Genomic DNA, 23,739 nt, shown 5'->3' on the forward strand with positions numbered 1-23,739 from the left:
ATAACAATGACCAAGAAGATTCACGTAACCGACACCATCCTGCGCGACGCCCATCAATCGCTGCTCGCTACCCGCATGCGCACCGAAGACATGCTGCCGATCTGCGACAAGCTCGACAAAGTCGGCTACTGGTCGCTGGAATGCTGGGGCGGCGCGACGTTCGACGCCTGTGTACGTTTCCTCAAGGAAGACCCGTGGGAGCGTCTGCGCCAACTGCGCGCGGCGCTGCCTAACACACGCCTGCAAATGCTCCTGCGCGGCCAGAACCTGCTGGGCTACCGCCATTACAGCGACGACGTGGTCAAAGCTTTCGTCGCCAAGGCCGCGGTCAACGGCATCGACGTGTTCCGCATCTTCGACGCCATGAACGACGTGCGTAACCTGCGCACGGCCATCGAGGCAGTAAAAGCAGCCGGCAAACACGCTCAAGGCACCATCGCTTACACCACCAGCCCGGTGCACACCATCGACGCTTTCGTGGCGCAAGCCCGACAAATGGAAGCCATGGGTTGCGACTCGGTGGCGATCAAGGACATGGCCGGCCTGCTGACGCCATACGCCACGGGCGAACTGGTCAAGGCATTGAAATCCGAGCAGTCGCTGCCAGTGTTCATTCACTCGCACGATACCTCTGGCATGGCCACCATGTGCCAACTGAAGGCTATCGAAAACGGCGCCGATCACATCGACACCGCGATCTCCAGCTTCGCATCCGGCACTAGCCACCCAGGCACCGAATCGATGGTCGCCGCCCTTAAAGGCACCGAATTCGACACCGGCCTGAACCTGGAACTGCTGCAAGAGATCGGCCTGTACTTCTACGCCGTGCGCAAGAAGTACCACCAGTTCGAAAGCGAATTCACCGCCGTCGACACCCGTGTCCAAGTCAACCAGGTACCGGGCGGGATGATTTCCAACCTGGCCAACCAGTTGAAAGAGCAGGGTGCACTGAACCGCATGAGCGAAGTGCTCGCTGAAATCCCGCGCGTTCGCGAAGACCTCGGCTTCCCGCCGCTGGTAACCCCGACCTCGCAAATCGTTGGCACCCAGGCGTTCTTCAACGTGTTGGCTGGCGAGCGCTACAAGACCATCACCAACGAAGTGAAGCTCTACCTGCAGGGCGGCTACGGCAAGGCGCCGGGCACCGTGAACGAACAACTGCGTCGCCAGGCCATTGGCAGCGAAGAAGTGATCGACGTGCGTCCAGCCGATCTGCTCAAACCGGAAATGTCCAAACTGCGTGCTGAAATTGGCGCCGTGGCCAAGTCCGAAGAAGACGTGCTGACCTATGCGATGTTCCCGGATATCGGCCGCAAGTTCCTCGAAGAACGCGCTGCCGGCACCCTGACACCTGAAGTACTCCTGCCGATTCCCGAAGCCGGCGGCGTGGCCTCGGTCGGTGGCGAAGGCGTGCCGACCGAGTTCGTCATCGACGTCCACGGCGAAACCTACCGCGTCGACATCACCGGTGTCGGCGTCAAGGCCGAAGGCAAGCGTCACTTCTACCTGTCCATCGACGGCATGCCGGAAGAAGTGGTGTTCGAACCGCTCAACGAATTCGTCAGTGGCGGCAGCAGCAAGCGCAAGCAAGCCACCGCGCAAGGCCACGTCAGCACCACCATGCCGGGCAACATCGTCGATGTGCTGGTCAAGGAAGGCGACACTGTGAAAGCAGGGCAAGCCGTGCTGATCACCGAAGCGATGAAGATGGAAACCGAAGTCCAATCGGCCATCGCTGGCAAAGTCACCGCCATCCACGTGGCCAAGGGCGATCGGGTGAATCCGGGCGAAATCCTGATCGAGATCGAAGGCTGATTTAACAGCCTCGATACAACGCTTTAAACCTCGGGGGGGCATGTGCTCCCCTTTTTTTTTGCCGCGTATTTGTGACGATTAGAAATTCATCCGCCATTGGCCGGTGACGCCATGACTCCGGCTTTCCGTGCCGACGTCCCCGTTAAGACTGACGCCCAAGGTATGTCTGGCTGACAATCCCAGGTCCAGCCCTGCATCGACGCTCAGGTTGTTACGGTCCAGCAGCGCACCGGAAACGGTGTAGTTTCGACCGCCCGTTGCCAGTTGTTGGCGAGTGTCGCTGGTGACATCACCGTAGGTGTGTTTCCAACTGGCACTGAATCGCGGCGTCAGTTGCATGCCGTTGTCCAGCGCATTGGTTTTCGCTGCGCGCAGACCGAACGTGCTGCTCAGGTTGTTCTGGGTCTGGCCGTGAACTTTCAACGCCGCTGCACCACCTTTTTCCGTGTAGGTGTCACGCTGATAGCGTTCGTAGCCAAGGCTGGCGAACGGTTCGATGCTGACATTGGCTCGCCCCAGGTTGTAACCCACTTCAGCGAAGGCTTGTTGGGTGTTGGCGTCGTAACGGCCTTCAGGGCGATCGCTGAAACCATTGAAGGCCACCCGGCGCTTGGTGTTGCCGTCGTGATTGCCATAGGTCGCGCCCACTCGCAGCGACATGGGGCCGTTCTGGCGCAGGGCGTAGGCGCCCAGATACCAGCTGTCGAGACCGCCATCGAGGTCGCGACTGTCGAGGCGTGTTTCGGCTTTACCGCCCATCACACCGATACGCCATTCATCATCGATGCCCCAATCGGCGCCCAGGACCAAGCCTTGGGTGGAGTGTTTCAGTGGCTCAAAGTCACGGTCCAGTGTGCCGCCATGCCCTAACGCTTGAAGCCAGACCCGGCCATTGTCTTCGCTACCCGCTGCCAGGCTTGGTGCGTTCCTGCGGTTGCTGCCTTTGTTGTAGGTGCTGGTGCTGCCCGGTTGGCGCATGGCCGAGAGCACGGCAGTGCCCACCGGGCTGGCGCTGGCGAGCGTTGCCTTGGCGAGGTTGGCGGTACTGCCGCCGGCCAGTTGTTCAATGGCCTGAGCTGCGGTTGTTTTATCGCTACCCAGCAGCGCCACGACTGCGGCATTTGCAGTGTGCGATGGCGAAGGTGCTGCGGCGCCGGGAGTTGTCGCTTGTGAGGTTGAGGCGGTGACGGGGGTACCGATGATCTCGGCGGGATTCAGGGGCGCAGCAATTGGGGCGGTATCGTCCGGTGAGGTCTGAGTTGGTTCAACGCCCCTTGGCTCCTCAAGACTTCCTCCAAATTGCCGTCCGTTTTCTGAGTCCGCGACGCTCTCGATAGGCACATCGTTTCGAATCAAGACCAGGTCGACTGTTCTCTCACTGTATTGGACATCGGGTTCCAAAAAGGCAAGGTTGTTGATCACGTTGCCAAATTTGCCTTCGACGTTATTGGCCACAAGAATGCTGTTTTCGCTGACTAACGGGTAGTTACCGGGCGCTGCAACAATGTTCAGTGTGGCGCCACCGAGAATGGCGGTGCCATCGACTAATATCGTTTCACTTTTGCGATCGGCGCTGACCTCGTAGAGCAGTTCGGCAGTATTGGAAAGCTTCAGGTCACCCTTAACTTTTGGCGCGCCGTGGGATTCGCCCACCGAAAATTTTCCGTTTACCTCCAGCGAACCCGTGCGACCTCTACCCGCAAAAGCCCCTTTCTCGTGAATAAACACGTCGCCTTCGATCGCCCCAGAGTTACTCAGGGTGCCACCTGATAGCACCGTCACCCCGCCGCCAATCCTGCCGTTATTGACGAGAGTACCCTGGGTCAACGCACCTCCCCGGATGTCACTCTCGTTTACCAGTGTTGCTTTGGGGCGTACCAAGGCACCTGCGGTGAAATCACCACTGGAACCGTTCAAGGTCCAGGTGCTTCGTTTGAGCTCCAGGCCGTCGAAATTGCGGCTGTCGCCTAACGTGCCACCGCTCGCTGTATCGAGTTGTAGAAAATTGGTGCCACCACCACCGTCAACCCATCCGGTGATACTCCCGCGACGGGATAAAGTGACCAGATCATTGTCATCGCTGAACGTTCGATTGATACCGTCCTCTGCGTTACCGATAGTGGTCTTTTTGGTGTCAGGGTCTTTGATGAATGCATCGAGCGCTGCCAAGACCTGATCTGGCGTTTCAAGCGCAGGGAGAGTGCTTTCGGCAGGACTTTGTTGGGCAAAAATTTCAGTGCAACCCAACGCAAGCGCAATGGCTAGCGCCAGATGATGTGGTCGGTATTTGTGTTGAACAGACATTGAATTTGGCCTCAATTGAAAGGAGACCAAACTCTAAGGAGAGCGCTTCGATACCGATGTCAGCCCGTTCCGGAGGGTTTGCAGGTGGCGTCAGAAGCTCGATGCAGAAAATCCGCCGCTGGTGGGACGCAGCGGTTTTTAACGCTTGGGACCGATGACCTTTTCCTACGATAAATCGAGACGCTTCCCGCAACACCCTCTCAGAAACTCATCTGCCATTGTCCGATCAACCCGTGGTTACGGCTGTTGTTGCCGATCTCGCCGCTATAGCCGATGCCCACCGAGTGGCGAGCCGAAATGCCCAGATCCAAACCAGCCTCCAGCACCAGGCTGTCTCGATCCAGCGAGCTGCCATCCACACTGAACGCCGTGCCACCTACCACAAACGCCTGACGTGTCGAACTGCTGACATCGCCATAGGTGTGCTTCCAGCCGGCGGTCATGCGTGGGGTCAGGCTCATGCCATTGTCCAGAGTATTCAGATGCGCCAGGCGCAGGCCAAAAGTGCTGTTGAAGTTGTCTTGGGTTTGTTCGTCGACTTGAAGCGAGGCAGAACCGCCTTTTTCCTGATAGCTGTCGCGGTGATAACGCTGGTAGCCAAGACTGGCGAAGGGTTCGGCGCTGAGACGGCCGCTGCCCATTGCATAGCCGAACTCGGCGAAGGCCTGTTGGCTATCGGCGTCGTAATCGCCTTTCGGTCGGTCGCTGAAGCCGTTGAAGGCAACGGTGCGTTTGCTTTCACCCTGGTGACCGCTGTACGCCGCACCGAGGCGCAAGGCGAACGGGCCGCTTTGACGTGATGCATAGACGCCGGCGTGCCAGCTTTCGACATTGCCATCGACACCCGTGGCGTCAAGATCTGTCTTCGAGTAACCGCCAAGCACCCCCAGGCGCCAGTGCGGATTGAGCGCCCAATCGACCCCGAGCACGCTGCCTTTGGTGCGTTGCTCCAAACCGCTGCTGCCATGCTCGCCATCGAGCTTGCCGTAACCGCCAATGGCTTGCAGCCACAGCCGACCCTGGGCGTTGGGATCATTGAGGTTGCGGGCTTCGAGCGGTACACCGTTGGCGGCCAGTACCGGGGTGTCACCTTGATCGAGGCCGACCAGCAATCCCGAACCGCCGCCCATTTGTTGCATCGCCGACAGCATGCTGCTGCCGATCTGGCTGCTGGCTCCGAGCGTCGCGCTGGTCAGGTTGGCGTTGCTGGCGCCGGACAGTTGCTCGATCGCGTTGCCAGCCGTGGCGTTGGTGGTGTTGAGCAAGGCGTTGTAGAGCGCGTTGTTGTTGCCCATCGACGCCAGGCTGTTGGCGGCGTTGCTGCTGTTGTTGGTCACCGCGAATTCGTTGAAGGCGACATCGTTGCGGGTGTAGGTCAGGTCGATCTGGGTCGGCGTGTAAGCGAGCGTTGGCGTGAGGAACGCGTAGTCGCTGGTGACCTTGCCGAAGCTGCCGCTGATGCTTGCGGCTTGCAGCACGGTGTATCGGCTTTGCCACGGATACGTGCCGCTGCCGGGATTCACTGCCAGGGTGGCGCCATTCAGAGTGGCCACGCCACCGACCTTGATCGGCGCGCTGCTACCCTCTGCGTTGACGCCATAAGCCAGGGTGGAGCCACTGCCCATGGTCAGGTCATGGGTGATGGTCGCAATGCCGAGTAGGGTATTGGTGCGCAAGGTCCCGTTGACCTGCAAATTACCCACCGAACCGCCGCCGGCATACACACCGCCTGCATCGACGGTAACGGTCCCGGCGATCCCGCCCTGGTTGATCAGCGTGGCGCCGTTGCGTATAGCGCCGCCGTCGCTGAAATCACCGGTGCCGGTCAAGGTCCAGGCACCTTGCGTGACCTCCAGCCATTCGAAGTTGCGGCTCGAGCCGAAACTGCCTCCCCGCGCATCGTCCATCAGCACGCGGTCGTAACCGCTGCCGCCGTCGACCCCACCGACAAAACGGCTGCCATTGCGCAAAGTCAGGCTGTCGTTGCCGCCGCCCAGGTCCAGCGCCAGGCCGTTGCTGCCGCTGATCGTGCCGCCGTTGATCACGCTGTCATTGAACTCGCCGACAAATTTCACGCCGAACCCATCGAGGCCTTGAATCGTGCCGAAGTTTTCCAGCGTGGTTGCCGCCACGCCCGAACCGCCGCTGCCATCGTCCACCAGAATCGCGCTGTTGGCGCCGCTGATCAGCGCCCCGTTGGCGTTCAATACATAACCGCCGCCCAAGGCGATGCCTTCACTGCCGTTGGCGAAACCACCCTTGTCCACACCGCCCGCGCCCACACCTTGAACGGTGCCGTAGTTTTCGATGTGCGCGAGTTTGTCGATGTCCACGCCATCGCCGTCACCGTTCGGTTGCAGGCCCGAGTAAGCGCCGGTGATGGTGCCGTGGTTGATCACTGTGCCGTCGCCATCGGAGCCATACCCCGAGCCGTTGCGACCGGTGACTGTCCCGTAGTTGAGGAGCGTGGCGCCGAGGTCGGTGGTGATGCCGTGACGGCCACCGGAAATGCTGCCGTAGTTGGTCACTGTCACGCCGGTTGCAGTGTCGATATCGATACCGTCGAATTTCTCGTCAGCAGTGTGCGAGTCGCCGGTGGAAATCTCGCCGTAGTTGGTAATCGTCGCGTTGGCGCCGGTCTTCATACCGTCGCTGGCATCCCCGCGAATCAACCCGCCCGCGCGGTTGATGATCGTCGTTTTGATGCCCGCGCTGCGCAACGCATCCAGATCCAGCCCTTGCCCGGTGGAGGAGCGGATGATGCCGCTGTTGTCGATCAACAGACTGCCGCTGGCGAAGTTGCTGTCGATGCGCAGCGCGTCGTTGAAGCCAAGGATTTGCCCGCCAGCGCGGTTGTAAATGCTGTAGTTGCGCGCTTGCGTCAGGTCGCCGCTGCTGTCGATCGCCCGGCCGCCGGTGGAAATAATCTTGCCTGCGTTATCAATCACCACGCCGACGCCGCTGGTGCCGTCCTTCAGGCTCACCGTCTTGCCAGCGTTGGTGATGCTGCCCGGCGCCGAAATCTTCAACGTGTCGCTGCCGCCCAGCGTTTGCGCTGTCGTGGTGGGCGTGTCGATCTGCACGTTTTTGAAGGGGACGGCGAGGGTGTCGGTGCTGATCAGCAAAGCGATGCTGAACGCGAGGCGCTGGGGCGAGAAGGGCATGAGGGGACAGCCTTTTTGTTATAAGCGGGCTGTGTTGTATAGCGGATGGTTTTTACAGAATGATGTCTGGTGACAAATGCATTCTTTTGCGTTTTTTCGGGAGATGGAGACATCTGTAGGCAATTAAATGCAAATTTAGGGTTTTTGGTTCAGGCGTACACGCAATTTGTGGCAAGGCAGCAAGCTCCCTCGCCACAAATCGTCAGCGCTTACCCGCGGCACTCGGCAAGCGTTTTCACCTGCCCCGACCCCGTCTGATTCTCATCGCTCAACCAGCGCTCAAACCCCGCGCCAATCGCCGGCCATTCCGAGTCCAGAATCGAATACCACGCGGTATCGCGGTTCTGTCCCTTCACCACCATGTGCTGACGGAACACCCCCTCAAAACTGAAGCCCAGACGCTCGGCCGCGTATTTGGAGCGGGCGTTGCCGTTATTGCATTTCCACTCCAGGCGCCGGTAGCCCAGGGCAAAGGATTCCTTGGCCAGCAAGTAAACGGCCTCGGTGCTTTTCGGCGAGCGCTGCATCGGCGCGCCGAAGGTGACGTGGCCGATTTCGATGCGACCTTGGGCCGGGACGATCGACATCAGACTCAGGAGGCCCTGTACATCACCGCTGGCACGGTCGATCACGCTGAAGAAATACGGATCGCTATTGGCCGCATGGTTGTTCAGCCAATCGTTGAACGCGCTACGTTCCGGGAAAGGCCCGTACGGCAAATAGTCCCAGAGTTTCGGATCGGCGCCGGGGCCTTGCAAGGCCTTGAACAGACCCTCGGCATGACGGGCCGGGTCGAGTTTTTCCAGGCGAATGAAGCGTCCTTCGAGGGTTTGAACGGTGGGCGCCGGGACGCCTTTCCAGTCCGCGAGTGATGTCGACATGTTGTTCTCCTTGAACCTTAAAGGGCTTTGCGAAACTGGATGTAACCGGGGCGTTCGGCGATGCGCTCGTAGAGCTGGATCGCGGTGGCGTTGGTTTCGTGGGTCAGCCAGTGGACTTTGCAGCAACCATCCGCTTTGGCGGTGGCGTAGACGAACTCGATCAGTTTGCGGCCAACGCCGGTGCCGCGGGTGTCTGGCGTTACCAGCAGGTCTTGAAGGTAGCAGGAATTTTCGATGCTCCAGTTCGAGCGATGGTAAATGAAGTTCACCATGCCGACCGCTTTGCCATCGCTCCACGCCAACGCCGAATGCGTCGTTTCAGTCGGGTCGAGCATGCGTTGCCAGGTGCTGTCAGTGACCGCCTCGGGCAATTCGGTGTTGTAGAAGCGCAGGTAGGCTTGCCACAGCGGCAGCCAGGCGGCGTGATCGTCGGCGCTGACCGGGCGGATTTCAATCTGACTCATGTTCATGTCCTTAACGCATCAAGTGGGCGAGGGCCTGATCGTGCACATCGGGGCTGGAGACAAGCCCCTCGCGCACACCGGCGATGTCTTCGGCGCTGCGGTTCTGGCTGAGTTTGCGTTTGCCTTCCAGGCGCTGGATCGGCAGGGCAAACCCGACGATCGCCTTGAGCATGCCGTCGATGTAATCAGCGGGAGCATCGGCGACCTTCCAAGGCAGGGCTCGGCCGGCTTCGTGACGATCAGTCAACGCGCTGACCAGGTTGAGCAAGCGCTCGGCATCGGTGAACACGTCGGCGGTGCCGTAAGCGTGTACCGCGACGTAGTTCCAGGTCGGCACGACTTTGCCGTGCTCGGCTTTGCTCGGATAAAACCCCGGGCTGACGTAAGCGTCGGCACCGGCAAAGATCACCAGCGCTTCAGCGCCGCTCTGCAATTCCTTCCACTGCGGATTGGCCCGGGCGAAGTGGCCGTAGAGGGTGCCATTCGGGCCTTCGTCAGGTTTGAACAGCAGCGGCAGATGGCTGGCTTGCAGGCCTTGATCGCCGTGGGTAACCACCATGGCGAGGCGGGTGACGAGGAGCTGCTGGCGCAGGTCATCCAAATCTTTGATGGCAAAGCTGCTGGGGTTGTACATGGAAATATCCCTTGGCGAATGCCTCCATCCTAGGCAGGCTATTGGTCTGTTGTAAGAGCCATTAATGACCAATTTCACAGGTCCATTGCCATGACCGATGCGCCGCTTTCCTTGTCGTTCAACCCTGCCGGTATCGAACTGGATCGCCGTCAGGGCCTGAGTCGTCAGCTCTACCAAGCCTTGCGCGTGCGCGTGCTGGACGGACGACTGGCCAGCGGCACGCGATTACCGGCCAGTCGCGATCTGGCAGCGGCACTGGCGATTTCTCGCAACAGCGTGGTGCGAGCCTACGATCAGCTCTATGCCGAAGGCTTTATCGAAGGGCGTGTGGGTGACGGGACTTACGTTGCTCAACTGCCCCAGGCCTCGATCCCTGCCAAAAAATTATCCACAAAAGTATCCACAGGGTTGTCAACAGGGTTACCCACAGCCTTATCCACAAATTGGCTGGATTTACCTGTGGTTTCATCCAGTAAAGTTATCCACAGCGGTGCGTTGGGGCGCGTTGAAAAGAACCATTTGGCCCTACCGCCGAGTGGGCCGCCGCGTGCATTTCGGGTGGGTGTCCCGGCATTTGATCTGTTTCCTTTCGAGGTCTGGGCCAAGCTGAATGCGGCTTTCTGGCGTAAACCGGATTTACAGCAGCTGTGTTATGGCGATCCGGCGGGTGATGAGCGTCTACGTGGAATGATTGCCGCGTATTTGCGCAGTTCACGCGGCATGCAGTGTTCGGCTGAGCAAATAGTGATCACCAGTGGCGCGCAGCAGGGGATTAGCCTTTGTGCACAGCTGTTGGTAGAGCCCGGCGATGGGGTGGCGATCGAGAATCCGGGGTATCGGGCGGCGGGTCATGCGTTCGCCGTGGCGGGTGCGCGACTGCACGGGGTGGCGGTGGACAGCGAGGGGATTAATTGCCGCGAATTGGCAGCGATCGAGGCGTGTCGCCTGGCGTATGTCACGCCGTCGCATCAATACCCGACCGGGGTGGTGATGAGCCTGGCGCGACGTCTGGAATTGCTGGCCTGGGCCGAGCGCACTCAGGGCTGGATTGTCGAGGATGACTACGATGGCGAATACCGTTACAGCGGCGCGCCATTGGCGCCGTTGGCGGCACTCGACCGACAGGGGCGGGTTTTGTACGTCGGGACGTTTGGCAAAGTCGCCTTCCCGGCGCTGCGCCTGGGTTACCTGGTGTTGCCGCCAACGCTGGTTCAGGCGTTCTCGCAACGGCGGGCGGTGGACGTCCGGCATTCCGAGGTCAGTACCCAAGTGGTCATGGCCGAGTTCATGGCCTCCGGGCATTTCCAGCGGCATATTCGCCGCATGCGCCGGGCGGCCCTGAGTCGGCGTAATACCGTACTGGCCAGTTGGCCGCAGAACATTCCCGGCATCGGCAGTCTGCCGAGTGTCGCGGCAGGACTGCATCTGACGGTGGCGGTCGACTCACAGGCCCGCGAGCGCGAGCTGGTGGAACAGGCGGCGAGCGTCGACGTCGAGATCAATGCCCTGAGCGGCTATTGGCTGCCGGATTCGACAACACCTATGGACCAGCGCGCGGGTCTGGTCCTCGGTTTCGCGGCGGTGCCCGAGGCGGCCATCAGCGCCGCGCTCGGGCGGCTGGAACAGGTCTGGCGTCCTTAGCTGGCTGCTGCGGTGTTTGCCTGGGGTTCCAGGTCCAGGAACAGTTTTCGTAGCGCAGGATCCTCTAACTTTCTGAACACCCCATCGATGGGTTCGAAGGTGGTCAACGCTTGTTGCTGGTCCAGCGGCAGCGTTTTCAGGTAGTCATCTGAAACTTTCAAATGGGCCGCGGTGGGTGCATTCGCCGGACTCGACAGCGTCTCGTAATGGAAATGCGCTACCCACAACGGCTGATTGCGGGTCTTGTCGACAATCCGGTACTCCTGGAAATAGTCGCCGAGCCCTCGGGTCTGGATACGCCCTCGTCTGTCGCGACTGAGGTCGAGCTGGCCGTTTTCATGCATCCATTTGAAAGTGCTCTGGGTCGGTTTGCGCCGGGTGTAAAGATCGGCGCGAACGGTCACACCTTCTTTGCGCAGACGACTGGCCCCATCACGTAACTCGCGGCTCAGCGTGGCAACCGGAAAAGAGAATGCGTTGTCTTTCCTGCCGTTGATCACGGCTTGATCGACGCTGCTGGCCGCTTGCTCAAGTTTCAAGGCCTGCTGATCGAACACATCCTGAAGATCGGCCGGTATGCGCCTTGGGCGCAACGCGTCCTTACGGGTGCGTTCGATGAATGGGGCCGTGTCCAGGTTCAGCTCGATGCCGGCCTCGATCGTTCCGGCGTCATCCAGCACGGGAGCGGGTTGCTGATAAACGGCGGGGGTAAACGACCTGAGCGGATCTTCCGTGGTTTTTTCCGGTTCGTTTTTATCGGGATCGCGGGGCCGGGTCTTGCGTACTTTGATCAGTTGTCGTGACGAACTCGGTTGCATTCGTTGTACAACAGGTTGCGTGGGCAAGGATTCCGGCTCGGGCAGCAACGCCTGTAACCGGTTTTGTGCGAGCTGCGCGAATTCGTCGATGAGCGATTGCACATGATCGAGCCTGGTTTGTTTGACCAGTCCAGGGTACGTGCCAGGCAATTCCTGAATGCGCTGATCAGCGTCGGCAAATGTCTCCACGAGACTGTTCAATTCCTCGATTTGCGCCTGCACATCGGAATGTTCGCCTTCGCCTTTCATCAGATCCGCCATGTGAATCGCGGCCTTCGCGGCGCTCATTGCAATATGCCCCACCGCGGCTCGAGCCTGCTGCATCAGGGGGCTGGCCTGTTCATTGAGGCACAGCTCCTGCGACATGCCGATCTCGTTGGCCTTGATATCCAGCACGGTAAAGGCAGGCGCGAGTTTTCTGATTTGCATGGCGCGCTCAATGCCAGGGCGTCCCGCTACATGCATGTCCTCGAGTGTCGACGAAAACAGGGTCAGCCTTTCAATCATCTCCTCACCGATGTCCGATGCTTTCTGCACATTGTCGACGAGCGATTGCCTGGCAACGGGTTCGTTTTCGTTGCCTTGGGTCAGGACACGGGTGGCCTGACTGTATTCGGATCGTTTCAGCACAAACCACAAGGACAGATTCTTCTCCAGCACCACGCTCATGCGAAGCAAGTCTTCCCGGTAGTTTTCCGTCCCCCCGAGGGTGCGCCATTCGCGTAGTTGTTCGAGTGCCTGGCGATACTCGTCGATCGTTTTATCCAGTTTTTCCATGTACATCGTCGTCCGCTGATCGTAGTTTCCGGCGTTGGCCTGCGTGATGCCGTCATGTAACGTTTTCAGCTCGGTTTCCTTGGTGTTTTCCTGGCTTTTGAAGGCGCTCAGGATCTCCCCCAACGTGTCTTTGCGCTGTTCGTCAGCTGCTTCCTGATGGCGGCTGACCGCATTTCCGGCCCCGCCTCGCAACCGCAGACGCAGGTCGAGGACCCATTGCCCGTGGCCGTTATCCCTCAGCATCGGACCGTTTCGCTCCGGCTGATCCGGGTAAACGATATGGATTTCATCGTCGCCTTTGACGTCGACGTAAAACCACCGATCACCCACCTGTGCGTAGTTGCGGAAGTTATGTTGGTAAAAATGCGGAGGGGCTTCTTTAACTTTCGTCACGTTGGCGCTGGCAATATCCGGAGCCGTGACTGTGAGCGTGTCCAGGTAAGCGCCCAGAGCGGTCGGTGTTCGGCGTGGAACCGAGCCGGCCAGCTCCAGGGAGGAAAGGTGACTGGGTGGAAGGTCCGGAGGCAGCGGGACGGGATTGAGCGTGACGGCGACGGCCTCATGGGGTTCTGGCGATTTTCGCTTCGGCACCTGTTCGATCCGGGGCTTGCTCGAAAGCCTCCTGCGTCGCATCACGGCGTGATGGCTGAGAATAATGCCGATCGCCAGCAGAATGTCCGACACCGACGTCCATTCGATGAAGCGGTCATCCTGGTCATGGGCGTCGAGTGCCTGTTGAATCTGGTTGATGGTTTGCCAGACCCAGACGGCTGTGCCGACCGCACCGCTAAGAACATTCGAAGCGACGTTGAAGAGCGCCCAGCCGCTGTCCTTCAACACACTCCAGCGTCGTTCGGCGTTGGATCGCGATTGTCGGTCGGCGAGGTTGACCAGCATCCGCGCATTGCTTTTGAACAGCGCAGACAGAATGTCGCCGGTGACCTCGACGCTTTCGAAAACCACACGCCCGAACTTGTCTGCGCGCTGCAATGGATTGACGATCTGTTCCGCGATCAGCCACGGCGAGGGCAGTCCGGTGGGAAATACAGACTGGGCATATTCAAAGCTCAGGTGTTTGTCGGGCAACCACGCCAGCACCGTATCCCTGAGGTCACCGGGTTGGTGCAGCGCATATAAAAGGTTTTGCCTTGAGGGGAATTGCAGCAGAGGTGCATCGAGCATTGGCCGATAGAGCAGGCAAGGCCCGCTGTGTGCATTTCGTGGGCTTATGATGAACATGTTGTCCACGGTGTCGCTGCTGCTGACCAAGCGATGTTGCGGCGTCATTGTGAGCGGGTAGAGGGCGACGGTACTGGTGGCGACCTCGGGATCGAGCAGCTCGCAGACGTAGCGGTATCCGCGTTCGTCCACACCGGTTTCAGGCTTGAATCTGGCTTCTAATGCCTGCAATGGCAGCAAAATGCGTAATTGATCGCGATAGAAGTTTTCCTGGCGTCGGGAGGCGATCGGGTCCTCCAGCAACGTGGGTTTGATCAGTTCGGGGTAAGCCTTGCCGATGTCCACTCGCGCTGACACGGTGGTGAGAAATTCAACGGTCAGCCAATCCGGAACGGTCTCCCCGCCCTTGAAAAATACGGTCGCCATGTAGGGCGCCTGGTTCTCCAGCGCGAAGTCGGCCAGCGTTTCAATGCGTTGGTCGAAGGGGTTGGGGAGGGTGAAATTGTCGGCGGTAAAACTGTGGGTGATTTTGATCCGCAGATCATCCAGTGCAAGATTCGCGGCACCGACCGCCCGTGGATCCGCGATGATCGCTTCACGCATCAACCGCTGGGCATAGTCGGTAACGGAAGGGATCTCGGTGTTGGCCAATTGGCTGTCCGGTTGACGGTACAACTTGCCCAGTGCACTGATGTAACGGCCGTAATCTTGAATGTCCTGGGAGGCGGCGCTGCGCAACCAGTCGGGAATTGCGCTGTTCAATTGCAGGAATCGTGCTTTTTCGTTGGGGTCGAGTCCGGTTTCGGGTTCGGCTTCATCTGCCGGGGCCTCAATAAACCGCAAGGAGTCAATGGCATCCATTTGCGAGGAGACCAACGCCCACGCCATGTGGTCGAAGATGTTGCCTTCCGGCTCGTAAAACCGCCACGTCAGATCGCGTCCTGACCGTTGTTCTGCCAGGCGTGCGGGAAGCGAGTTACCCAATTCTTCCATTGAACTGAACGACTCATACGCGCGCTCTATGGTGTACATCACCAGCAAAGGGCGCTTGCGAAATGTGGCCTTGAGCACCAGCGCACCGCCGATCAACAGATGTTGGGTGATGTCATTCTCGACGGTATCGATATCGAGAAGGCACGCCTGAATGGCGGAAAATTCTCTGTTTACATTTTTACGGGTGGTTTTGTCCGGGGCGTTGAACACTTCCCGGGCCATCGCGCATTCATCGGTGTCCCAGCCTTTGACCTTCTGCACGTTCAACGCCTTGCGCAGCGTGTCGGACAGCTCCTGCCAGCGAGGGATTGCATGCCCCTTGGCATTCCAGAACTCGAGTTGCCGTGCTTGAGACTCGATGAACAGGATCGACGCCAGGTCATTGAGCATCTTTGCAATGTCCTCGATGCAGACCGCGAGATGAACCGGGTTTTTGCTGTCCGGCTCAAGGGTGAGGAAATGCTCGCCTTCGAGGTAGTTGGCCGTCGTTCCATACAGGCCCTGGCGCATCAGTGCCAGGGTCAGTGATTCGAACCCGGTTGGGCCCGCCTCGACATGGTCGTCCACCATGAGCCATCGGGGGGTGCCGACGAAGGCGTTTTCAGGGTCGATCTGCAATTCTGGCCAGGCTGCTTCCATCGCTTGGCGCAGCAGGTGCGAAGCCACGTTGCTGAGCGTGGGGCCGTGGCTGGTCAGGCTCACCAGGTCACTGGTTTCCAGCAAAGGGGCCGAGTCATGTTGAGGCAGAGAAATGTTGTTGCTCATGGCGGATACCTCGGCGCAATGACGAGGCCGGGAAAGCCTCTGGATGCATCGACAGTAATCAGGCATCGCCTACAGGGGGTGGTAGATAGATATCGCGGGGGAAAAAGACCCGCGAATGCGGGTCTCGGGTTCAGCACAAGATCAGGCTTACGACCCAGATGCCGAGGTCGGCACTTTTGCGAAGAACAGGGTGGTCGCCAGTTGCGGGCTGATTTCGCTGCGGTAGATCGAGATCGCCAGGAGATCGTCGTTGGCGTTGCGGGCCTCGGTTGCGCCGCCCAGCAGCCGTTGTTGCACTGTTTTCAGGTGTGCCGCGGTGAAGGTGTGTGCAGGCGAAGCGGGCTCCGAGTAGTGGAAGTGGGCATACCACAGAACACTTTGGTTGCTGTGATCGCGGACCTCATATTCCTCGAGATAGTCTCTTTTACGGCTTTTGAGCAAGCGTCGGCCGGGGGTCTTGACGATATCGACCTGACCTTCGCTTTGCAGCCAGCGGACGCGCTCCGCCGTCGGCGGCTGTAGTTTGGTCATGCTGATTCGCGTCAAGCGTCCCTGACTATAGAGTCTGGTGGCCCCGTCGTTCAGTTGCTTGGCCAGCGTCACGGCGGACCCCGAACCACCTTCGGTGGAATTACTGGCGGTCAGCGCATCTTCGATTGCGCTGGCGGCGTCCTGCAGTCGGTGAGCCTGCTGATGAAACATTTCCTCTATTTCCACAGGTATTCGTCGCGTGCCTTTGGAGTGGGCCTGCGTTCGACGAATAAACGCATCCAACCCCTCCAGCAATGCCTGGCCTTGAGCCGTGCTTGCACTCAAATCGGGTTGGCTAACGTCGAGGGGGGCCGGTCTAGGGGGCACTCTTTCAACCCAGACCCCCGGGGTCTTTTCGTGAAAGGTCGAGATGACTTTGCCGGTCAACGCCGAGGTCACGTCGATCAGTTCTGACCCTTGCGTCACGGAGTCGACACGTGGCTGGCCCACCACCGTACCTTTGTAGCGGGTCTTGATGATTCGCTTGGCGGGAGCGCTCGGCAGGCGGGAAGGGCCGGGTAGCGGCTCAAGTGCCTTGCGTTCGCGCAGCAAGCCGGCCAGTTGCTTCACGGTGCGCTGTTGAAAAACTTCGAGACGTTGGCGCATCACGTCGAGGGGGATTTGCAGGAACTGCCCGGGAAACTCCGTGGGCAGATCAACGATGCGCTGGTCAGTGATCGTGAGTTGCTCCACCAGGTCGCTGAGTCCATCGATGCGCTCCGGCAAGTGCAGCACCTCTTCGTCAGCGGCCAGGTCCAGTGAAGCCTGAATCGCGAGGCCTGCATTTTCGACAACGCTCTCCAGTGCCTGGCGCGCTTCAGGTGCGGGTTCAACGCTGTTGTCGAGGCACAACTCTTGACCGAGTGTGATCTGGAACAGTTTGAGGTCCAGCAAATCGAACGACGGCATGTTGGCTTTGACGTCGCGGATCACTTCGATGGCTTCTTTGCCGAGCAGGTTCAGTTGCTCGAAGCACGCATGCGCAGTCTCGATTTTGTTGATGTAGCTGGCGGTCAACTCGCCCGTGAGTTGATGGGTTTGCCGGCCGGTCTGTGTGTTTTCCGTTGGCGGGTGGTCGAGAAGGTCGAGGGAAAGGCGCATTTGATTGCCGAAAACCGGCTGCTGGTGAACGAACCATTTTTGCAGCAGCGAAAGCTGGAAATCCAGGCGGCTGATCATTGCTTTTCGGTAATTGGGAATCGCCTCGCGAGCATTGAAGGCTTTCATCTGTTCCATGTTGGTGCTCAGGAATGACATCTGCGCATCGAGCGTTTCAAGGTACAAGCGACGATGGGTGTCGGTGGCGGTAATCGCCTGCGCGTTTTTTTCCGCTTCCTTGAGTGCTGTCTCGCGGCTTTTGGTCTGGCGCTCGAACGCTATCATTTGCTGTTTCAGTTCAGTCTGGCGTTGCCGGTTTTGTTGCTCCAGCCGTTGTTTTTCCTTGCCCCCGGCCTTGAGCCTCAGCCGCGTATCGATAAACCATTCGCCCCTGGCATTCTTGACCAGCAAGGGCCCCGTGCGTGCGGGTGACCGGCTAGAGTCAATGATCTGCACATCGTCATTGTCGTTGAAGGTGACCTCGAACCATCGCTGGTCAACCTTCGCATACCACTTTCCCTTGAGTGAACTGAGGTGTTGGTGAGGGCCGGGCTCGCTGGAGGCGGCCATTCCTTTGGGTTCGGCGATGGCCAGTCCATCAAGCAAGACACCCAGGGATGATGACGGCAGCGCAGCGATTGCGTGCAGAGACGTCTCATGGGTGGATGGCAGTTGATCGAGGTCGGGCAGACGGGTGACCGTGAGGGTGTGGCCAGGTTTGCTTTCGGGTGTTACGGGTGGCGGCTCGACCTTCTCGGGCAACCGCGAGACGGGCTTGTTGCGAGTGGCAGCCCGATGGGCCAATACCATGCCGAGCGTCAACAGCAGATCGGTCAGGGCGGACCAGGCGAGTAAGCTGTCGTCGTTTTCTTCGGCATCGGTAATGTTCTGCAAGTCATCCATGATCTGCCAGATCCACGCGGCCACCCCGGCGGTGCGACCGAGGAAGGGCAGCGCGACATTGAACAGCATCCATGTGCCTTGCTTGAGCGTTGCCCAGCGAGCTTGTGCATTGGACACCGATTGATGGTCCGCCAGGGTAATCATGGCGTTGGCGTTGGCTTTGAACAACGCCGCCAGCGGCGCGTCATCGAGGGCCGTTGCACTGAGTGTCACCGTGCCCATCTTGCCCAGGGCTGAGGTGGGATCGACCAGCAATTGGGTCAGCGTCCAGACCGAAGGCAACTCACCGGAAAACACGTACTGGGAATAGTTGAAGCGTACATCGTCGGAGAGCCAGGCCAGGATCGATTGGCGAAGCGGTTTTTCGTGCTTGATTGCATACAGCAGATTGGCCTCGCTCGGGTACTGCATCAGCGAGGGGGTGAGTAACGGTCGGTAGAGCAGGCACGGTCCTCTATCGGTGAGTCGCGGACCGATGACGAACATGTTGGCGACTTCATCGCCTTTGCTGCCAGCGCGATCACCGGTCATAAAGGCCAGTGGTCGAATGACAATCTCCTGCCCGTTCACCCTGCGGTCGGCCGCGTTTTCCTGCATGACGGCATTGACGTACTGATAACCACGTTCATCAATACCCGCCTCGCCGCGCATCTTGTGCTGCAGCGCCTGCAAGGGCAGCTGGGTACGCAGATGGCGGGTGTAGAGCACCTGTCTTCGCTGCGCTTCTTGCGGATCATCAAGCAATTTTTGCTTGATCAGCGTCGGGTAAACCCCACCGATATCGACCTGCGTGACGAGCTTTTCAAGATAGGCAGGAGTCATCCAGACGGGCACTGCGTCGCCACTTTTGCAGTTCACCGTCTTGTTTCCCAGCGGAACGGCAATCAGGTTTTGCAGCGCCAGTTCGATCAGCGACAGCGTGGTGGTTTGCGTCTTGCCGGGTATCACGACAGCGCCCAGCACAACGACGCTGGTGATGCTGATTTCAATGTCTTGCAGATCCAGGTCCGCTGCCGCGGGATGATCCTTGATCATCTGCTCTTGCAAGGTTTGCAGCGCAAACGCCGGCAGTGACGAGATGCCTTCGTCGAAGGTTTTTCCAGCGTCCTGTTCCCGCAGCTGCGCCAGGTCCATCAAGTGTCGGCTGTAGCGGGTGAGGTCCGCCGACAAGGCGTTTTTCAGCCAGCCTGTCAGTAACCCCTGAACCTTGCTGAAGCGTGACGACGGCAGGGCTTCAAATTCAGTGAAGCTTTTTGCCGCGGCACTGATTTGTGGTGAACGTTTCGTGACAGAAGCGTGCTGAACCGCACTGAGTGCACCGATGGCTTCGACCTCGAGCGCAATTAGCGCGCAGGCCTGGTGGTGAAAGAAGTTGCCCTCGGGTTCATACAGTCGCCATTGCAGGGTTTGCTCGATGCTTGACGTTCCAAGGGGGGCGAACACTGTTTCACCCAATGCCGCAACAGAGTCATAACGCTTGAACCCTTCGGCAATCGAGTGCGTCAGCACCAGGGTCCGCTCGCCCAATGTGCCCACGAACACGGCGATATCCAGAACGCGCAGGTGTTCGCTGACCGCGCTCTCAGCCCAATCGGTGTCGATCAGGCAGGCCTTGGTCAGGTACTTGTCCTGTGGCCGTGTGGCGCGCTCCGGATGAGCGAACACGGCCTGGGCCATGGCTTTTTCATCGGCATCCCAGTTCGAGGCGGGATCGGGGCTCCAGATGTTCTGCAGCGATTGCGCGAGCGAATGCCAGCGCGGCGTCGAAGGGCTTGTCTCCTGGTTCCAGTAATCAAGCTGCTGGTGCTGATAGGCGATGAACAGCTGGGGGGCGAGCGCGTTGAGCAGGCACCCGATGGCATCGATTTTCACCGGCAATTGAGCCAACGGTTCAGTGCCCGGTTGCAGGGTGAGGAAATGTTCTCCATCGAGGAGCGTCACCGTCGATCCCGACAAACCGAGTCGTACCAGCACATCGGTGAGCGATTCAAACAGGTCAGGGCCGGGCACGACGTTGTCGCCGGTATCGATCCAGGTCGGGGTGACGACCGTGGCAAGCGTCGGGTCAATCTTCAGCAGCGGATACAGCGCGTTGAGCGCAGGGCTCAGCGCGGTCGCTGCGACCTCTCTGATCGAAGGGCCGGTGACCAACTGGGTCAGTACCTCTTCTGCACTTGGGGCAACGGTTTCGGACATGCTCGTCTCCTGACTGAGAACGCGCCGCTGCTGATTGCGCCGCGCGGGATCAGTGGAAGGTATCGGGCGGCCCAAAGTGCCGGGTGGTACATAAATATCGCAGGCAAAAAAAGACCCGCGTCGCCGCGGGTCTTCGGTTTTGAGTCGGGTATCAGGTCCCGGACTTGATCTTGGTCCAGGCTCGTGTGCGCGCACGTTCGGCATCGCGCGGCAATGGTTGCAGGGTGTATAGCGTACCCATCGCCGTTTCGGTCGGGTACAGGTTCGGGTTGTTGCGGATCGCCGGGTCGACCAGTTCCGTGGCGTCCTTGTTCGGGTTCGGGTAACCGACAAAGTCGCTGACCGGCGCGATGACTTGAGGTTGCAGCAAGTAGTTGATGAAGGTGTAGGCGTCTTCCGGGTTCTTCGCGCCTTTGGGAATCGCGAGCATGTCGAACCAGATCGGTGCGCCTTCCTTAGGCAGGCGCATGTCGACGATCACGCCGTTCTTGGCTTCCTTGGCGCGGTTGGCTGCCTGGGAGAAGCTGCCGGAGTAACCGACCGCGACGCAGATGTCACCGTTGGCGATGTCGGCCATGTATTTCGAAGAATGGAAGTAGGTGATGTACGGACGGATTTTCATCAACAGGGCTTCAGCCTGGTCGTAGTCCGCAGGCTTTTTGCTGTTGGGGTCGAGGCCGAGGTGTTGCAGGGCCAGCGGCAGGATCTCCGACGGCGAGTCGAGCAGGGCGACGCCGCACTGCTTGAGCTTGCTGATGTTCTCTTCCTTGAAGATCAGGTCCCAGCTGTCCACCGGCGCGTTGTCGCCGAGAGCGGCTTTGACCTTGTCCGGGTTGAAGCCGATCAGGATGGTGCCGTACATGTAGGGCACGGCGAATTTGTTGCCCGGGTCGTTGGCTTCGATCAGCTTCATCAGCTTCGGATCGAGGTGATTCCAGTTCGGCAGCTTGCTACGGTCCAGCGGCTGGAACACACCGGCTTCGATCTGCTTGGCGAGGAACACATTGGACGGCACCACCACGTCGTAACCGGAGTTACCGGTCAGCAGCTTGGCTTCCAGCGCCTCGTTGGTGTCGAAAATGTCGTAGACCAGTTTGGTCTGGGTGTTCTGGGCCTTGAAGTCTTCCAGCGCCTTGGGGGTGATGTAGTCGAACCAGTTGTAGACGCGCAACGTTCGCTCTTCAGCGTGTGCAGCGCCACTGAGCACCAAGGCACCCAGGGCCGGAACGATAAAACGCTTGAGTCTGTTCATTGTTCTAATTCCTCATTGGGCGCTTTCAAAACCTTCGAGTACGTTCACGGCATTGATGCCGATTTCTTCTACCGCGTAACCGCCTTCCATCACGAACAGCGTCGGCTTGCCCAGACGCGCGATGCGCTCGCCCATGGCCAGGTAGTCGGGGCTGTCGAGTTTGAATTGAGAGATGGGATCGTCCTTGAACGTATCGACGCCCAGGGAGACGATCACAATGTCGGCGCCGTAGTTTTCGATTTCCTGGCAGGCCAGATCCAGCGCTGCACTCCAGGTGTCCCAACCAGAGCCGGCGGGCAGAGGATAGTTGAAATTGAAGCCTTCACCCGCGCCTTCGCCGAGCTCGTCTTCATAGCCGAGGAAGAACGGAAACTCGGCTTCCGGGTGGCCGTGGATCGAGGTGAACAGCACGTCGCTGCGTTCGTAGAAAATCGATTGGGTGCCATTGCCGTGGTGGTAGTCGACGTCGAGGATCGCGACTTTTTTATGGCCCTGATCGAGGAACGCCTGGGCGGCGATGGCGGCATTGTTGAGGTAGCAATAACCGCCCATCAAATCGCTGGCAGCGTGGTGTCCCGGTGGACGGCACAGGGCGAAGGCACTGCGCGCGCCACGCTGGATTTGCGCCTGGGCAGTCAGCGCGACTTGCGCCGCGCTGTACGCTGCTTGCCAGGTACCGGCGGTGATCGGTGCGCCGCCGTCGAAGCTGTAATAGCCGAGTTGGCCATGCAGGCTGGTGGGTTTGATGGCGCGCAGGGTTCGGGCCGGCCAGGTGTAGGGCAGCAAGTCGCCATCGGTGTTGAATTCGGTCCAGCGTGCCCAGGCACCCTTGAAGAAGTCGAGGTAGTCGCGGCTGTGGATTCGCGCGATCGGGTCGAGGCCGAAATCCTGCGGCGCTTCGACCGGGCCGAGGTTCTGATTTTTTACGCGTTGCAACACATGGTCGGCACGCGACGGCATTTCGAAGCAGGGCTTGAGTTGCCCGTCTATCAATTCGCAACGGCCGTGGTGCAGGTGGTGATCGTCCGAGTAGATCGTCAGCATTTTCTTGTTCTCCGCAGGCTGATTCGGTTGAACACAGTCTTGCGGCAGGCGGCGTTGGAGAGAACGGCAGGAAAGGCCAAAAGGGGATGGATATGGCCAAAAAGTCTGACCGAAATTCGCCCCTTGATGGTGCGCTGCTCTTGAAACCGCTATCGCGAGCAGGCACCAAATTCCTCAAGGCCTGAACTGACTTGGCGCCACCCCACTCCAGCGCACAAACGCATGCCGAAAACTCGCGGTCTCGCTGAAGCCCAGTGCCTCGGCGATTCGGTAGATCGGCATCTGGTCTTCACAGAGCATTTGCTTGGCCTGCTCGAAACGCAGCTCATCGAGCAATTCCTGATAGCTGCACCCCGAATCCTTGAGGTGACGACGCAATGTCCGCGCCGAACAATTCATCTGCTCGGCCAACCCCTCAAGCCCAGGCGCTGCATTTAACTGGGCGCTGAGCAACTGCCGAATCCGCCCAAGCCACGCCTGGCGACCGGTGAACTCAGTGTTCTGTTTGCGGCAGCGTTCGGCCATGGCCTGATGGGTGATGGCATCGGCGAGCGGCAAGGGTCGGTCGAGCCAGTTGCGATCGAACGCAAACGCGTTGTCCCGCGCCTCGAAGCTCAACCTGCAAGCGAAATGTTCGGCGTAGGTGGCCTGATAGTCCGGCGCGGGGTGTTCGAAACGCGCGGCCAGCAGCGGCAGCGGATGACCGAGCAGGTCGTCGCAGATCACTTTCAACGACACCAGGCAGAATTCAGCATTGAACACCGCCATCGCCGGGCTTTCCCGGTAGTCCGCCGCGACGAACCAGACACGCTCGCCGTCGTCTTCCAGGCTCAGCTCGAAAAGTGTTCCCAACAGCGCCGGATAGCGCATCGCCAAGCGTAAAGCGTCACCGAAGGTGGCACTGGTGAGCAACGCATAACCCAGCATTCCGTAGCACGAAACGTGCATTCGCCGGCCCAGTTCCAGGCCGATGTCACGCTTGAGCGCGACTGCGTTGGCGCAGACTTGCATCTCCTGATTGGTGGTGATGCGCGTGTCCGCCCGGTTCAGGTCCGCTGCGCTGATGCCGCTTCCGGCGAGCAAGTCTTCGCTGGACAGGCCTTGGTCCTTGAAGGTGTTGAGCACCAGGGAGACGGCGTTGAGGGTGGTGAGGTGGGAGTGGAGCATGGGTGGCTTCCAGCCTTGGGGTGACCGGAACGCAGCAAGTTATATGCCGAGCTAAGAACCTGTAGGCGTGAGCCTGCTCGCGATGGCGTCGGCACATCCAGCATCGATGTGTC

Annotated in this window: 12 protein-coding genes; 2 read left to right on the top strand and 10 right to left on the bottom strand. The window is 59.4% G+C overall.

From position 1 onward, the window contains the following. The first annotated feature begins 6 nt into the window (after positions 1 to 6). Complete coding sequence (gene oadA, locus SB725_RS00985; protein WP_027926274.1) at positions 7 to 1,815, top strand: sodium-extruding oxaloacetate decarboxylase subunit alpha; 1,809 nt, start codon at positions 7 to 9, stop codon at positions 1,813 to 1,815. A 78-nt stretch (positions 1,816 to 1,893) separates the two neighbouring features. On the opposite strand, the gene SB725_RS00990 is transcribed toward oadA, so the two are convergent. The 5 genes from SB725_RS00990 to SB725_RS01010 all read right to left on the bottom strand — a co-directional run bounded on the left by SB725_RS00990 (position 1,894) and on the right by SB725_RS01010 (position 9,262). Beyond that, the gene (locus tag SB725_RS00990) at positions 1,894 to 4,119 is read right to left on the bottom strand and encodes an autotransporter domain-containing protein (protein WP_410921286.1); all 2,226 of its coding nucleotides are present in this window, start codon (positions 4,117 to 4,119) and stop codon (positions 1,894 to 1,896) included. Positions 4,120 to 4,319: 200 nt separating this feature from the next. Continuing rightward, positions 4,320 to 7,283: an autotransporter domain-containing protein gene (locus SB725_RS00995; protein ID WP_410921169.1), complete on the bottom strand. Its 2,964-nt coding sequence runs from the start codon at positions 7,281 to 7,283 to the stop codon at positions 4,320 to 4,322. Positions 7,284 to 7,492: 209 nt separating this feature from the next. After that, positions 7,493 to 8,164 (bottom strand): GNAT family N-acetyltransferase, encoded by a 672-nt coding sequence (locus tag SB725_RS01000; RefSeq protein WP_059181921.1) that lies wholly within the window; start codon positions 8,162 to 8,164, stop codon positions 7,493 to 7,495. Between the two features lie 17 nt (positions 8,165 to 8,181). Further along, the gene (locus SB725_RS01005) at positions 8,182 to 8,628 is read right to left on the bottom strand and encodes a GNAT family N-acetyltransferase (RefSeq protein ID WP_059181922.1); all 447 of its coding nucleotides are present in this window, start codon (positions 8,626 to 8,628) and stop codon (positions 8,182 to 8,184) included. 10 nt (positions 8,629 to 8,638) lie between these two features. Beyond that, positions 8,639 to 9,262: an FMN-binding negative transcriptional regulator gene (locus tag SB725_RS01010; RefSeq protein ID WP_027926279.1), complete on the bottom strand. Its 624-nt coding sequence runs from the start codon at positions 9,260 to 9,262 to the stop codon at positions 8,639 to 8,641. Positions 9,263 to 9,352: 90 nt separating this feature from the next. On the opposite strand from SB725_RS01010, the gene SB725_RS01015 reads away from it, so the two are divergent. Then, positions 9,353 to 10,903 (top strand): PLP-dependent aminotransferase family protein, encoded by a 1,551-nt coding sequence (locus SB725_RS01015; RefSeq protein ID WP_059181923.1) that lies wholly within the window; start codon positions 9,353 to 9,355, stop codon positions 10,901 to 10,903. Here the strand turns inward: SB725_RS01015 and SB725_RS01020 are convergent. The 5 genes from SB725_RS01020 to SB725_RS01040 all read right to left on the bottom strand — a co-directional run bounded on the left by SB725_RS01020 (position 10,900) and on the right by SB725_RS01040 (position 23,626). After that, positions 10,900 to 15,372: a dermonecrotic toxin domain-containing protein gene (locus SB725_RS01020; protein WP_410921170.1), complete on the bottom strand. Its 4,473-nt coding sequence runs from the start codon at positions 15,370 to 15,372 to the stop codon at positions 10,900 to 10,902. The two genes, SB725_RS01015 and SB725_RS01020, sit on opposite strands and share 4 nt — an antisense overlap. Before the next feature lie 210 nt (positions 15,373 to 15,582). Continuing rightward, positions 15,583 to 20,163, bottom strand: coding sequence for a dermonecrotic toxin domain-containing protein (locus SB725_RS01025; protein WP_410921171.1), 4,581 nt, complete (start codon positions 20,161 to 20,163; stop codon positions 15,583 to 15,585). A 151-nt stretch (positions 20,164 to 20,314) separates the two neighbouring features. Then, entirely contained in the window at positions 20,315 to 21,415 is a 1,101-nt protein-coding gene (locus SB725_RS01030) for a polyamine ABC transporter substrate-binding protein (RefSeq protein WP_410921172.1), read from the bottom strand. A 12-nt stretch (positions 21,416 to 21,427) separates the two neighbouring features. Further along, positions 21,428 to 22,459, bottom strand: a complete 1,032-nt coding sequence (locus SB725_RS01035; protein ID WP_027926284.1) for a histone deacetylase family protein — start codon at positions 22,457 to 22,459, stop codon at positions 21,428 to 21,430. 174 nt (positions 22,460 to 22,633) lie between these two features. Further along, the gene (locus tag SB725_RS01040) at positions 22,634 to 23,626 is read right to left on the bottom strand and encodes an AraC family transcriptional regulator (protein WP_027926285.1); all 993 of its coding nucleotides are present in this window, start codon (positions 23,624 to 23,626) and stop codon (positions 22,634 to 22,636) included. Positions 23,627 to 23,739 lie beyond the last annotated feature (113 nt).

The organism is Pseudomonas sp. SIMBA_041 (assembly GCF_046535095.1).
Taxonomy (GTDB): domain Bacteria; phylum Pseudomonadota; class Gammaproteobacteria; order Pseudomonadales; family Pseudomonadaceae; genus Aquipseudomonas; species Aquipseudomonas mucoides.